This window comes from Vibrio sp. EA2 (assembly GCF_033042495.1).
GTDB lineage: Bacteria > Pseudomonadota > Gammaproteobacteria > Enterobacterales > Vibrionaceae > Vibrio.
The window spans coordinates 65,253-78,801 of record NZ_JAWLID010000014.1 but is presented as its reverse complement, the minus strand read 5'-3'; the positions used below and the strand labels follow the sequence as shown (position 1 = coordinate 78,801).

Annotated in this window: 15 protein-coding genes and 1 rRNA gene; 7 read left to right on the top strand and 9 right to left on the bottom strand. The window is 47.2% G+C overall.

Annotation, left to right across the window (positions count from 1 at the left end; genetic code table 11):
• A 16S ribosomal RNA gene (locus RXX31_RS20930) occupies nt 1-75 on the bottom strand; the annotation flags it as partial.
• 534 nt (nt 76-609) lie between these two features.
• Here RXX31_RS20930 and RXX31_RS20925 point away from each other — a divergent pair.
• Nucleotides 610-1,158, top strand: coding sequence for a gamma carbonic anhydrase family protein (locus RXX31_RS20925; RefSeq protein WP_317591628.1), 549 nt, complete (start codon nt 610-612; stop codon nt 1,156-1,158).
• Here RXX31_RS20925 and RXX31_RS20920 read toward each other — a convergent pair whose 3' ends face one another.
• The 4 genes from RXX31_RS20920 to RXX31_RS20905 all read right to left on the bottom strand — a co-directional run bounded on the left by RXX31_RS20920 (nt 1,159) and on the right by RXX31_RS20905 (nt 3,885).
• Complete coding sequence (locus RXX31_RS20920; protein WP_317591627.1) at nt 1,159-1,422, bottom strand: DUF1488 domain-containing protein; 264 nt, start codon at nt 1,420-1,422, stop codon at nt 1,159-1,161. It lies immediately after the preceding gene.
• Nucleotides 1,423-1,425: 3 nt separating this feature from the next.
• Nucleotides 1,426-2,259, bottom strand: coding sequence for a shikimate dehydrogenase (gene aroE, locus RXX31_RS20915; protein WP_317591626.1), 834 nt, complete (start codon nt 2,257-2,259; stop codon nt 1,426-1,428).
• A gap of 102 nt (nt 2,260-2,361) precedes the next feature.
• Nucleotides 2,362-3,279 (bottom strand): oxygen-dependent coproporphyrinogen oxidase, encoded by a 918-nt coding sequence (gene hemF, locus RXX31_RS20910; RefSeq protein ID WP_317591625.1) that lies wholly within the window; start codon nt 3,277-3,279, stop codon nt 2,362-2,364.
• A 48-nt stretch (nt 3,280-3,327) separates the two neighbouring features.
• A complete protein-coding gene (locus tag RXX31_RS20905) occupies nt 3,328-3,885 on the bottom strand; it encodes an L-threonylcarbamoyladenylate synthase (protein ID WP_014233380.1) in 558 nt (185 codons plus the stop codon).
• A 205-nt stretch (nt 3,886-4,090) separates the two neighbouring features.
• Between RXX31_RS20905 and purE the strand changes: the two genes are divergently transcribed.
• Both purE and RXX31_RS20895 read left to right on the top strand, forming a co-directional pair.
• A complete protein-coding gene (gene purE / locus RXX31_RS20900; RefSeq protein ID WP_140381076.1) occupies nt 4,091-4,576 on the top strand; it encodes a 5-(carboxyamino)imidazole ribonucleotide mutase in 486 nt (161 codons plus the stop codon).
• A 4-nt stretch (nt 4,577-4,580) separates the two neighbouring features.
• A complete protein-coding gene (locus RXX31_RS20895; protein ID WP_317591624.1) occupies nt 4,581-5,714 on the top strand; it encodes a 5-(carboxyamino)imidazole ribonucleotide synthase in 1,134 nt (377 codons plus the stop codon).
• Between the two features lie 60 nt (nt 5,715-5,774).
• Here RXX31_RS20895 and RXX31_RS20890 read toward each other — a convergent pair whose 3' ends face one another.
• The 4 genes from RXX31_RS20890 to RXX31_RS20875 form a co-directional block, all read right to left on the bottom strand.
• Entirely contained in the window at nt 5,775-6,344 is a 570-nt protein-coding gene (locus tag RXX31_RS20890; RefSeq protein WP_317591623.1) for a type I DNA topoisomerase, read from the bottom strand.
• 82 nt (nt 6,345-6,426) lie between these two features.
• Nucleotides 6,427-6,906: a DUF494 family protein gene (locus RXX31_RS20885; RefSeq protein ID WP_269469170.1), complete on the bottom strand. Its 480-nt coding sequence runs from the start codon at nt 6,904-6,906 to the stop codon at nt 6,427-6,429.
• Nucleotides 6,907-6,908: 2 nt separating this feature from the next.
• Nucleotides 6,909-8,018, bottom strand: a complete 1,110-nt coding sequence (gene dprA, locus RXX31_RS20880) for a DNA-processing protein DprA (RefSeq protein ID WP_317591622.1) — start codon at nt 8,016-8,018, stop codon at nt 6,909-6,911.
• Nucleotides 8,002-9,096, bottom strand: coding sequence for a LysM peptidoglycan-binding domain-containing protein (locus RXX31_RS20875; RefSeq protein WP_317591621.1), 1,095 nt, complete (start codon nt 9,094-9,096; stop codon nt 8,002-8,004). Before RXX31_RS20875 ends, dprA begins: the two co-directional genes overlap by 17 nt.
• Before the next feature lie 138 nt (nt 9,097-9,234).
• Between RXX31_RS20875 and def the strand changes: the two genes are divergently transcribed.
• From def to trkA, 4 genes are all read left to right on the top strand, one after another.
• Complete coding sequence (gene def / locus RXX31_RS20870; RefSeq protein ID WP_317591620.1) at nt 9,235-9,753, top strand: peptide deformylase; 519 nt, start codon at nt 9,235-9,237, stop codon at nt 9,751-9,753.
• Nucleotides 9,754-9,787: 34 nt separating this feature from the next.
• Nucleotides 9,788-10,735 (top strand): methionyl-tRNA formyltransferase, encoded by a 948-nt coding sequence (gene fmt / locus RXX31_RS20865; protein ID WP_317591619.1) that lies wholly within the window; start codon nt 9,788-9,790, stop codon nt 10,733-10,735.
• 82 nt (nt 10,736-10,817) lie between these two features.
• Complete coding sequence (gene rsmB, locus RXX31_RS20860) at nt 10,818-12,101, top strand: 16S rRNA (cytosine(967)-C(5))-methyltransferase RsmB (protein ID WP_317591618.1); 1,284 nt, start codon at nt 10,818-10,820, stop codon at nt 12,099-12,101.
• A 63-nt stretch (nt 12,102-12,164) separates the two neighbouring features.
• The gene (trkA, locus tag RXX31_RS20855) at nt 12,165-13,541 is read left to right on the top strand and encodes a Trk system potassium transporter TrkA (RefSeq protein WP_014233389.1); all 1,377 of its coding nucleotides are present in this window, start codon (nt 12,165-12,167) and stop codon (nt 13,539-13,541) included.
• The last annotated feature ends 8 nt before the right edge of the window (nt 13,542-13,549 follow it).

The window sequence follows — 13,549 nt, the reverse complement described above, 5'->3', positions numbered from 1 at the left end:
TCGTTTCCGCTCGACTTGCATGTGTTAGGCCTGCCGCCAGCGTTCAATCTGAGCCATGATCAAACTCTTCAATTTAAGATTTTGTCGGCTCAATGAATACTGACTTCAAAACTACTAATGTAATTTTAAAGCTATTATCGTTCCAACAGAACGATAATGAATTGACTGTGCCAAGACTAAGTAAACTTAATCTCGATTGGTCACTCAGTTCATTGAAACCTAATTTACTACCGAAGTAGTTAATTGGATTATCATCAACGAGTGCCCACACAGATTGATAGGTCTATATTGTTAAAGAGCTTTCCTATTGAGCCTCGCTCAAATCGGACGGCCATTTTAGCGAGTTAAAGTTTAGTGTCAATCACTTTTTTCAAACTTTTTTCAAGCGTTTCCGCTTGGCTAATTTGGCTTGCTAACCCTGGCTCGTTTCTTTCGAAGCGTTGCCGTGTCAGCGAGGTGGCATTATAGAGATTGCGATCACATTGGCAAGACCTTTTTCACGTTTTTTTTGATTTACTTGTCGTTTGAGTATTTTTTATTCTAAAAGGTGAATTTTTACTACTCTACTACCCCTATATACCCTTTAATCGCCCATGATAAGGAGAAAAAATGAGTTCAATAAGAAGTTATAAAGGTATACAGCCTCAGCTTGGCGAGCGTGTTTACGTCGATTCAACCTCTGTTTTAGTCGGAGACATCGTCATTGGGGACGATTCTAGCGTTTGGCCATTAGTTGCTGCACGTGGTGACGTTAATCATATCCACATCGGCGAGCGTACAAATATTCAAGATGGCAGTGTTTTACACGTGACGCACAAAAATCAGGAAAACCCAAACGGCTATCCACTGATTATTGGTAATGATGTCACTGTCGGTCACAAGGTCATGCTGCATGGTTGTGAGATCCACGATCGCGTATTAGTGGGGATGGGAGCGATTGTTCTAGATGGCGTGGTCATTCAGTCTGAAGTGATGATTGGCGCTGGCAGCTTAGTACCACCAGGAAAAGTGTTAGAAAGCGGTTATCTCTATGTTGGTAGTCCGGTAAAGCAAGCACGCCCTCTTTCAGAAAAGGAGCGCGCCTTTTTACAGAAGTCTTCAGATAACTACGTACAGAATAAAAATGACTACTTAAATGAAGTAAAAGTCATTGGCTAATTATTCTATAACAATGTGGCCTTCTTCATCGAAGGCTTCATCTTCTATTAATTCTTCAGCTATTTCTTCCAGATCAAACCGGCAGGCTATAAATGCCTCTAAGGCTTGTTGTTCACCTTCCACGTTCGAACCGCTCATTTTTGCTAACTTCTGCTTGGTTACATAGCATTCGATCAGTGCGCCAGATTGCTGCGCAGGAAAGTTTACTGATTGTGATGATTCATCCCATGACTGGATATCTGGGAACAAAATGGACTGATTCATCGATTACTGACCTTCAAGGTTTTTTCTAAGCTCACGTAAAATCTGTTTAGCGCCAGGACGCAAACCACGCCAGAGCATAAAACTTTCTGACGCTTGACCGACCAACATCCCTAAACCGTCATAAGCTTGAGCTGCACCATGTTCTTTAGCCCATTGGTTAAACTTGGTATCACCGCCGCCATACATCATGTCATAGCTTGTGCTGTTGGGAGCAAAGATAGCGGACGATATTTCAGGAAGTTCTCCACTCAGCGAAGCTGACGTTGAGTTAATAATGACGTCGTATTCTTGAGTAATACTGTTCATCTCTTTCGCTGTCACTGGCCCATAATCTGAAAACAGAGCGGCTAAGTCTGCAGCTTTAGAATAGGTACGGTTGGTCACCGTCAAAGCAGCAGGCTTTTGCTCAAGTAAAGGAAGGATTACACCACGAGAAGCGCCACCAGCACCGATGATAAGGATACGAGCGTCTTCTAAAACCACTTGATGCTGAAGTAAATCTTGTACCAGACCTGCGCCGTCGGTGTTGTCACCGATGATTTCACCATCATCAAGCTTCTTGAGTGTATTGACTGCTCCGGCAAGTTGAGCACGCTCAGTCAAACGAGTGGCAAACTGAAACGCCTGTTCTTTAAAAGGCAAAGTGACATTACAGCCTTTACCACCTTCAGCAAAAAACACGTTCACGGCTTCAAGAAACCCATCAACTGGCGCGCATTCGGCGGTGTAAGTCAGTGATTGATTCGTTTGGCGAGCAAAGAGTGTGTGAATAAATGGCGACTTACTGTGCCCGATGGGATTACCAAACACCGCATAGCGATCAACTTGCTGAGTCATTTCCTTACCTTTATTCCTTACCTTAATATAGAGAAAAACAGGGCCACCTGATTACAGATGACCCTATCACTATCTTTCTATATAGAAAAGGAGATTCAGCGCTTACCAGTCACGTGGTTTTAGGTATCGCTCGTATAGCTCGGCTTCAGGTGTCCCTGCTTCAGGCTGATAACTGTATTCCCAGCGTGCTAGTGGCGGCATTGACATAAGAATCGACTCCGTACGTCCACCACTTTGCAAACCAAACAAGGTGCCACGGTCGTAGACTAAGTTAAACTCAACATAACGGCCACGACGGTAGAGCTGAAACTCTCGCTCTCGATCGCCAAATTCAATGTCTTTACGTCGCGCAACGATTGGCAGATATGCTTCACAGAAGCCTTCGCCCACCGCTTTGATGTAATCGAAACATTTGTCGAACTCCCAATAGTTCAAGTCATCAAAGAACAAGCCACCTACACCACGAGTTTCGTTTCGATGTGGAAGGAAGAAGTATTTATCGCACCACGCTTTGTGTTCGGCATAAACTTCATCACCAAATGGGGCACAGATGGCCTTCGCGGTATCGTGCCATGACTGGCAGTCTTCTTCGAAAGGATAGAACGGCGTTAAGTCGAAGCCACCACCGAACCACCAGATCGGATCTTCTCCGTCTTTTTCTGCGATAAAGAAGCGCACATTGGCATGTGACGTCGGCACATACGGGTTTTTAGGGTGAATAACCAAAGAGACTCCCATCGCTTCAAAACGGCGCCCCGCCAATTCAGGACGATGCGCTGTTGCTGACGCTGGCATTTCTTTACCTTCTACATGAGAGAAGTTCACTCCACCTTGCTCAAACACGTCGCCATCACGCAGAACACGTGAACGACCACCACCACCAAGACGCTCGCCCGGCTCACGATGCCATGCATCTTCGACAAAGACGGCCTTTCCATCTTCTTGTTCTAACTGCTGGCAAATAGAATCCTGAAGCGATATCAGGAACTGCTTTACGGCGTGCTTATCGATTGCTGACATACGTTATTACCTATTATCTGGTACCTATTTGAAGGCTGGTAAGCAGGGTTAGCCCTGTCTTAATATTTGCGAGGTTTTGGCGTCACGAATTTCACTTGGCTTATCACGACCGCTGGTTTCACCACGAAGAATCGCCACCAGCTTATCACCCAGCTGCTGCTCGACTTCTTCCGTCGTCATACACGGCGGCAAGCCGGAAAGATTCGCGCTGGTAGAGGTTAACGGCTTTCCGAATGCATTACACATCTTTTGCACCAAAGGATGATCAGTCACACGAACTGCAATTGAATCAAACTGTCCTGAAACCCAGTTGGAGACTTTATCGCTCGCAGGCATGATCCAAGTGTAAGGACCAGGCCAGGTGGCATGAACTTTATCTAACTGCGCTTGCGTCAGCTGAGACTCGTCAATGTAAGGTAATAGCTGATCGTAGCTGGCAGCAATAAGAATGAGCCCCTTTTCTACCGGACGCTGTTTTAGTTCCAGCAGCTTTTGGATTGCCTCTGGGTTATCGGGATCACACCCAACGCCAAAAACACCTTCTGTTGGATAGGCAATCACTTCGCCTTGCTGTAGTGCATTGAGCACCTGTTCAAAGTTATCCACCGATGACTTCCTGATTATCTGACTGTATTATTTTCTCTGTGCCTAAGTGTACAAAGATTCATTCTCAGAGACTAAAGCAATTTTTTTATAAAATGTATCAATAGCATTTACAAAGGCGCGCAAACGTTTGCTTGAGATAAAAATCCCCGTATAATGCGCACAAATTTATCAGCTCACCTAATTTTGCAGCTTGAAGGAGTTTGAGATGAAAGTCGGTATCATCATGGGTTCTAAATCAGATTGGCCAACCATGAAACTAGCAGCGGACATGCTGGATCAATTTGGCGTGTCTTACGAAACAAAAGTGGTGTCAGCTCACCGTACTCCTCAACTATTGGCTGATTACGCAAGCAGTGCGAAAGAGCGCGGCATCAAAGTAATCATCGCAGGTGCAGGCGGCGCTGCTCACCTGCCAGGTATGGCAGCGGCATTCACCAGCGTACCAGTACTTGGGGTTCCGGTTCAGTCACGTGCACTGAAAGGTATGGATTCTCTACTATCTATCGTACAAATGCCAAAAGGAATCGCAGTGGGTACGTTGGCGATTGGCGAAGCAGGTGCAGCAAACGCAGGTATCCTGGCCGCACAAATCCTGGGTACGCATGATGAAAGCATCATGGCGAAGGTAGAAGCATTCCGTAACGAACAGACGGAAACGGTACTGGCTAACCCAAACCCAGCTGAGGACTAATCGGATGCACGTACTGGTTCTAGGAGCTGGTCAGTTGGCTCGTATGATGTCGCTGGCTGGTGCACCACTGAATATTCAAATCTCTGCTTACGATGTGGGTAGCGGCAATATCGTTCACCCTCTTACTCAACATGTGCTTGGTCATGGTCTGGAAAATGCCATTGAGCAAGTTGATGTGATCACAGCAGAATTCGAGCATATCCCTCACGATGTACTCGACATCTGTGAAGAGAGTGGAAAGTTCCTTCCGAGTACCGAAGCGATCAAGGCTGGCGGTGACCGTCGTCTTGAAAAAGCCCTGCTCGACAATGCTGGCGTGCGTAATGCGAAATACTACGTGATTGAAACACGTGAAGATTTTGAGCGTGCGATTGAACACGTTGGTATGCCGATGGTACTGAAAAGTGCATTAGGCGGTTACGATGGTAAAGGTCAATGGCGCTTGAAAGAAGCTTCTCAGGTAGACGCTATCTGGACGGAAATGGCCGAGTGCATCGCAGCAACACCAACCCAAGCTATAGTGGCTGAAGAGTTTGTTCCATTTAACTGTGAAGTATCTTTAGTTGGTGCTCGCGGTAAAGATGGTAGCATTGAAGTTTATCCACTGGCAGAGAACGTGCACACTGATGGTGTACTGAGCCTTTCTACCGCCATTGATGAACCAGAACTTCAAACTCAAGCCAAGCAGATGTTTACTGCGGTTGCAGAAAGTCTGGGTTATGTTGGCGTATTAGCCCTAGAGTTCTTCGATGTTGATGGCACTTTATTGGTGAATGAGATCGCGCCACGTGTTCATAACTCAGGTCACTGGACACAGCAAGGTGCGGAAACTTGTCAGTTTGAAAACCATTTGCGCGCGGTTTGTGGTTTGCCACTAGGCAGCACGAAACTGGTTCGTGAAACGTCGATGGTTAATATTCTCGGTGAAGACACTTTGCCAGAAGCCGTGTTAGCAATGGATGGTTGCCATATTCATTGGTATGGCAAAGAGAAACGTCCAGGACGCAAGATGGGCCACATTAATGTGTGTGGAGACTACCCAGGCGAACTTCATCGCAGACTATGTGCGTTAGGCAATGTACTGGATGCAGAGGCTTTCCCTGCCGTGCAGGGTTTTGCCAAGCAATCTCAAGCTTAGAATAAAGCTAAAAACAATAAAGGGTCGCATCATGCGACCCTTTTTAATTGGTAGTTTCGTTTACTGGGCTTGCGTATGCTGACACTTACGGTTAGCACACTGCAACTTCACCCCGCTGGCGAGCTTCTTTTCAACCAGCAATGTAAAACCGCACGCTTCGCAACGACCTTTGACCGGCGGTAAGTTCACAGCAAACTTACACTTTGGGTAATTATCACAGGCGTAAAATGTTTTGCCGAAGCGTGTCTTGCGCTCGACTAAATGACCTTTGCCACATTCAGGGCAAGCATGCTGTTCCTGTGATTTTTTTTCTGGCTCTGGCTGGTTAATCGACTCAATATGATGACAAGCCGGGTAACTGCTGCACCCGACAAACATGCCATAACGTCCCTGGCGCAACACCAACTCATTGCCACAGTCAGGGCAAGGTACACCTAACTCTTTGACGATGTGACCATCGTTACTATGCAGTGCTTTGATGTAATCACAACCTGGATACTGGCTACAGCCAAGGAATGGACCGTGCTTACCGTGCTTAAGGACCAGCTCTGCCCCGCACTTTGGACACGGTTCATGTTCAAGCGCATGTTCATGGGCAGAGAAAAGGCTGTTGTCGATTTTACTACTCATACTTACCGTTTACTTGAAAGACATACCAAATAGGTAAGTTCGTGTTCACATCCAATGGAACTCGAACTTGCCGGAATGAGGCTTAGTGAAGGATCCCTTGTTCCTTGGTATATAACAGCTCTTCCATCAACGTATAAGCGTTTTCATTACCCGGTACATTAAACAGCACCATCAGAATGATCCATTTGAGGTCTTCAAGCTCAAATTCGTTTGTTTCCAAGCCCATCACTCGATCAATCACCATCTCACGAGTCTCTGTCGTCAGAACATTAATTTGCTCAAGGAATAACAAAAAACCTCGGCACTCTAGATCCAAACGCTGCATCTCTTTCGCTGTGTAGATACGAGTCGATGACGATGCACTACAAGCCGATATCGCAGAAGATGTTTCACTTTGCTGCAGTGCGGCAAGCTCTTCTAACCAGACAAGGGCTTTGTAGATATCTTTTTGCTGGAAGCCTGCACGAAGCAACTCATCTTCCAACTCGTCTTGTTCGACCTGTAACTCTGCATCGCTATGGATGTAGGTTTCGAATAGATACATCAGTATATCCATCATCATAGCTAGCCCCTCCCCTTTCGAATATAGCCACCTGAAACTGCAACAACATGCCCTGAGAGCTCAAGCTCTAAGAGCTGCATCATGACTTCCTGGACAGGTATATTGGTCCTGTTTGCAAGAATATCAACTGGTGTAGCCTCATTTCCTACGTTAGCTAACAGCTGAGGAAATGGCAATTCTTCTTCATCATTTAGCGTAGAAAATAAATCTAAGGTCTGATTAACAGACCAATCAAGCAATGACTGTATTTCATCGAGTACATCTTTTGTCTTTTCTACGAGGCAAGCACCATTGCGAATCAAATGATTTCCGCCACTGGCATTTTTCGCATTAATAGAAGCAGGCAGAGCAAACACTTCTCGACCTTGCTCAAGCGCATAACGCGCCGTAATTAAAGAACCGCTTTTCTCTGCCGCTTCGACAACGAACACCCCCAGAGATAACCCACTGATGATTCGGTTGCGACGTGGAAAGTGTTCCGGCCTTGGTTTCGCATTGGGGCGAAATTCTGAAATCAGTGCACCGCTCTCTGCGACGCGCTGCGCCAACCTACGGTGCCGGGCTGGATAAATATGTGCCAAGCCAGAACCAAGAACTGCTATCGTCTTTCCTCCCGCTTGCAACGCTCCGTCATGCGCATGACCATCAATGCCCAAAGCTAATCCACTGGTTACAATAAGATCATTACTAACGAAATCTGCAGAAAAATGACGAGCATAATGCAATCCGTCAACACTCGCGTTACGGCTTCCCACCATAGCAATCTGAGGCTGAGATAAACACGTAGGATCGCCTTGCAAAAACAACAGCGGCGGCGGTGCAACAATCTGTTTAAGTAGCGGAGGATAAAGCGGGTCATCTAAAGTCAGAATATGGTGATTCGAAGCCAGCTCTTTCCAATTGAGGCAAGCTTCAACTTCTTTATCGGCTGACGTCCAAGCCTGAAGTTGCTTCTGACTTAGTCCAAGGCGCTGCAGGTATTCATGAGATGAGTTGATGATGTTTCGAGGCGTGTCTTTAGCAAGTAACTTATTAAGCTTGACCCCGCCTATGCCTGGCAAGCAACTCAGCTTTAGCCAGGCAACAAGGTCATTCTCATTGAGTGGTTTCATCTATGGTAGGAATTTCATAAAGAGGCGAAACAACGGTTACCTCGTTATTAATTGGTTTAGTACTGTTAGTGATCAACGCTAAGCTGAAATATTGATAAGGACGGATCACCAGCAGTTCACCCACTTTATTTTGGGGCAGAATAATTGCTTTATCGAATAAACCCACCTCTTTTTGGAAGCCATCGCCATCTTTAGCAACCGGATGAGCGTCTTCTTTGAGGTCAAACACACTGCCTTGTTTCAGCTTATCCGCCGTCCCTTTATCAATAACAACAACCTGATTGGTTGAACTGAAGCGAATACCTTCGATATTTCCCAGGAGCTTCGCAGCGCTACCCTGCGGCGCAGGAAGGGGATAGAACGTCATGGAAAACTCGCCACTCTCTACCATTTGATTTGGTAAGGCGATGTCATTACGGAGAATTTCTTGCAACTGTTCGGTAATTTTTAATCCTGAAAACTCTCCAGATGCATCCACCAACTCCCCTTTTGCGATCAAGCGCAATGCGGTAATTTCCTGTGAAACATCTTCACGAGAGAAAGTCTCGACCGAGCGGTAAATCGCCCATTCCGTTGCTGTTTGCTCACCATTTATGTACAGCACATCTTCTGCAGTCAAATACTGACTGCCTTTGGAACTGCCCATCACTTTGACTGCATTGTCGAGCGTCTCTTTATCTACTAACCGGTCAGAACTGAGATAAGGCATCACCAGACCTTCCGCAACCGTCGGCACAGCCTTTTTTTCGGTAATTCGAGCCTGTGGACTCAGTTTTTTAACGGGCTTTAAGCTCAGAACCGGTTGACCGTTAATCCATACCAGAGACAACTTATCACCGGGATAAATCAAATGTGGATTGTCTATCTCTGGATTAATTTGCCACAAGCGGGGCCACAACCAAGGACTGTCCAGGTACATCGCCGAAATGTCCCACAGGGTATCGCCTTTCACTACCACATAGGTTTGTGGGGCATCCGCTTTGACTGCGAGCGGTTTAGCGTCAGCGTTTGCTGCTGCAGTGAAGGAGAGCAGTAACGGAAACATAATGCTGGAAACGTTGCGAAAAATGCGATTCATGCCCCTCATCCTTGGTCTGTTCAGCAGTAGTTGGTACGGAAATTAATGCAAGGATGCTGTCATTTAGGCCATAAAATGTCTAGAATTGAGCCAACAAGGTTTGTGCTGTTTCGGCACAGTTCAATATTTCGAGTGAATATGTCTGTATTACAAGTATTAACATTTCCAGATGATCGCCTGCGCACAGTCGCTAAGCCTGTGGAAGCGGTGACACCTGAAATTCAAAAAATCGTCGATGATATGATTGAAACCATGTACGACGAAGAAGGTATTGGCCTTGCTGCAACGCAGGTTGATATTCATAAGCGTATCGTAGTGATTGATATTTCAGAAACTCGTGATGAGCCAATGGTGCTTATCAACCCTGAGATTCTGGAAAAGCGTGGCGAAGATGGCATCGAAGAAGGCTGTCTATCGGTGCCGGGTGCTCGCGCCCTTGTGCCTCGCGCGGCTGAGGTTACCGTTAAAGCATTGGATCGCGATGGCAAAGAATTTACCTTTGACGCTGACGACCTGCTAGCGATTTGTGTTCAACACGAACTGGATCACCTACAAGGTAAATTGTTTGTTGATTATCTATCGCCTCTGAAGCGTAAACGCATTCAGGAAAAGCTGGCGAAGATCAAACGCTACAACGAAAAGCAGCTAAACGCTTAATCGCGACCCATACCAATTTAGAAGGAAGTCTACCTTGAGTCAGTCTTTACGTATTGTCTTTGCAGGTACTCCGGATTTCGCCGCCCGTCACTTGGCGGCGTTGTTGTCTTCGGAGCACGAAGTAATTGCAGTGTATACTCAACCAGACCGCCCTGCGGGTCGCGGTAAAAAGCTTACTGCAAGCCCGGTTAAAAACATTGCACTAGAACACGACATCCCGGTTTATCAGCCTGAGAACTTCAAATCAGATGAAGCGAAACAAGCGCTGGCTGATCTGAACGCCGATATCATGGTCGTTGTAGCTTATGGCCTTCTGCTACCACAAGTAGTATTAGACACGCCTAAGCTCGGTTGTATTAATGTACACGGCTCTATCCTGCCTCGCTGGCGTGGTGCGGCACCAATCCAACGTTCTATCTGGGCGGGTGATGCAGAAACTGGCGTAACCATCATGCAAATGGATATTGGCTTGGACACGGGTGATATGCTGAAAATCGCGACGCTACCAATCGAAGCGACGGATACCAGTGCATCTATGTACGAAAAGCTTGCCGACCTTGGCCCGCAAGCGCTGATTGATTGTCTGGCAGATATCGCTGCGGATAAAGCAGTGCCAGTTAAGCAAGATGATGAGCTCGCAAACTACGCGAAAAAGCTCAGCAAGGAAGAAGCTCGCATTAACTGGAGCGACGACGCAGCACATATTGAACGCTGTGTACGCGCATTCAATCCTTGGCCTATGAGCCATTTTGAAGCGGCTGAGAACAGCATCAAGGTTTGGCAAAGCCGAGTGGCTGAGCAAACCAGCGATAAGCCAGCAGGCACGATTGTGCAAGCAGACAAAACCGGTATCTATGTAGCGACAGGCAATGGCGTATTAGTTCTGGAGCAACTGCAGGTTCCGGGTAAAAAAGCCATGCCAGTTCAAGACATTCTGAACTCGCGTGCATCTTGGTTTGAAGTTGGCACCCAGCTGATTTAAGCCATACTAGGGTGAGTTATTCCCCTAATAATACGAACTTTTAGAGGGCAGAGATGCCCTCCTTTACTTTAAGGTACTCATCATGAATGTTCGCGCTGCGGCTGCCAACGTCCTGTATCTTGTCGTCGACAAGGGCCATTCTCTTTCTAGCGCTCTACCAGCGGCTCAACAAACAATCCGACCTCGTGATCACGCGCTTTTGCAAGAGATCTGTTACGGAGCACTTCGCTACTTACCTCGCCTTGAAACCATTTCAAGCCAGCTAATGGATAAGCCTCTGAAAGGTAAACAGCGTGTTTTCCATCACTTAATCCTGGTTGGTATTTATCAGCTGAGCTTTATGCGTATTCCTGCGCATGCAGCCGTTGGCGAAACCGTTGAAGGCACTAAAGATTTGAAAGGCCCTCGCCTACGTGGTCTGATTAATGCGGTATTGCGTAATTACCAACGCAATCAGGAAGAGCTTGACGAGATTGCCGTTAGCCACAACGCTGGCAAGTATGGACACCCAAGTTGGCTGCTTAAACTGCTGCAAGACGCTTACCCAGAGCAGTGGGAAAGCATTGTCGAAGCCAACAATCAGAAAGCGCCAATGTGGCTGCGAGTCAACCACCAGCACCATATTCGTGATGAATATCTGGCACTGCTCAAAAATGAAAACATTGAGGCCACGCCGCACACAGAGGCAATGGACGCGCTAAAATTGGCTGCGCCATGCGATGTGACCAAGTTGCCTGGATTTGAGAAAGGTTGGGTATCGGTACAAGATGCTGCGGCTCAGCTTTCAATTAGCTACCTAGAACCAAAAGACGGTGAGTTGATTCTGGATTGCTGCGCAGCACCAGGTGGCAAAACCGCACATATTCTTGAGCGTACATCCGGCAGTGAAGTGGTCGCGATTGACTGTGACGACACTCGCCTGAAACGTGTACATGAAAACCTGAAGCGTCTCAATCTTCAGGCAAAAGTGGTTTGCGGCGATGCACGTAATCCTCAAGAATGGTGGCAAGGTGAGCAATTTGACCGCATCTTGCTGGATGCGCCGTGTTCTGCGACGGGCGTGATTCGTCGTCACCCTGATATCAAATGGCTGCGCCGAGCCGACGATATTGCGGCATTAGCAGAGCTGCAAAGCGAAATTTTCGATGCGATGTGGACACAGCTAAAACCAGGCGGCACAATGGTTTATGCAACTTGTTCAATCACTCCACAAGAAAACGTAGAGCAAGTGAAAGCATTCTTAGCTCGCACCGCTGATGCGAAATTGCTGGATTCGGATCCTGAACACCCTGGTCGTCAAATTCTACCAGGTGAAGAAGACATGGATGGATTCTACTACGCTGTGCTGACGAAAACACACGCGTAACAGCAGACTAAATAGGGCGATTGGAGTCATTCAATCGCCTTTTTCAGATAACGAGAAAAGAGTATGAAGATCATTATTCTTGGTGCTGGTCAGGTTGGCGGCACACTGGCAGAAAACCTGGTTGGTGAAAACAACGATATCACCATCGTCGATAACAATTCTGACCGACTGCGTGAACTGCAAGACAAATATGACCTGCGTGTGGTCAATGGCCACGCAAGCCATCCGGATGTACTCCACGAAGCTGGCGCGCAAGATGCCGACATGCTGGTTGCAGTCACCAACACTGACGAAACCAATATGGCAGCATGTCAGGTAGCCTTCACTCTGTTTAACACGCCTAACCGTGTTGCACGTATCCGTTCGCCTGAGTATCTGGCAGAAAAAGAAGCCCTATTTAAATCTGGTGCGATCCCCGTCGACCACCTAATTGCACCAGAAGAGCTGGTAACCAGCTATATCGAACGTCTGATCCAATATCCTGGCGCACTACAGGTAGTCAGCTTCGCTGAGCAGAAAGTCAGTCTGGTTGCTGTAAAAGCCTACTATGGCGGCCCATTGGTCGGTAACGCACTCTCAGCGCTACGAGAGCACATGCCTCATATCGATACCCGTGTAGCAGCAATCTTCCGTCAAGGCCGTCCGATTCGTCCGCAAGGCACGACTATCATTGAAGCTGATGATGAAGTGTTCTTTGTCGCGGCAAGTAATCATATTCGCTCCGTAATGAGTGAGCTACAGCGTCTAGAGAAGCCTTACCGCCGTATCATGATTGTTGGTGGTGGTAACATCGGCGCAAGCTTAGCCAAACGCTTAGAGCAGACCTACAGCGTGAAATTAATCGAGCGTAACTACCAACGCGCTGAACAGTTGTCTGAGCAGCTCGGTAACACCATCGTCTTCTGTGGTGATGCAGCCGACCAAGAACTGTTAACCGAAGAAAACATCGATCAGGTCGACGTGTTCATTGCGCTGACCAACGAAGATGAAACCAACATAATGTCCGCGATGCTGGCAAAACGCATGGGTGCCAAAAAGGTAATGGTACTGATTCAGCGTGGTGCCTATGTCGATCTGGTACAAGGTGGTGTGATTGATGTGGCTATTTCGCCTCAGCAAGCAACCATTTCTGCATTGCTGACCCACGTTCGCCGTGCCGATATTGTTAACGTATCTTCTCTACGCCGCGGTGCAGCGGAAGCGATCGAAGCCGTTGCCCATGGTGATGAAACCACATCGAAAGTGGTCGGTCGCGCCATTGGAGATATTAAACTTCCACCCGGCACCACCATCGGTGCCATTGTTCGTGGTGAAGAAGTACTTATCGCTCACGACCGCACGATCATCGAACAAGATGACCATGTTGTGATGTTCCTGGTCGACAAAAAATACGTACCAGACGTCGAAGCTCTGTTCCAGCCGAGCCCATTTTTCCTCTAGGACTCTCT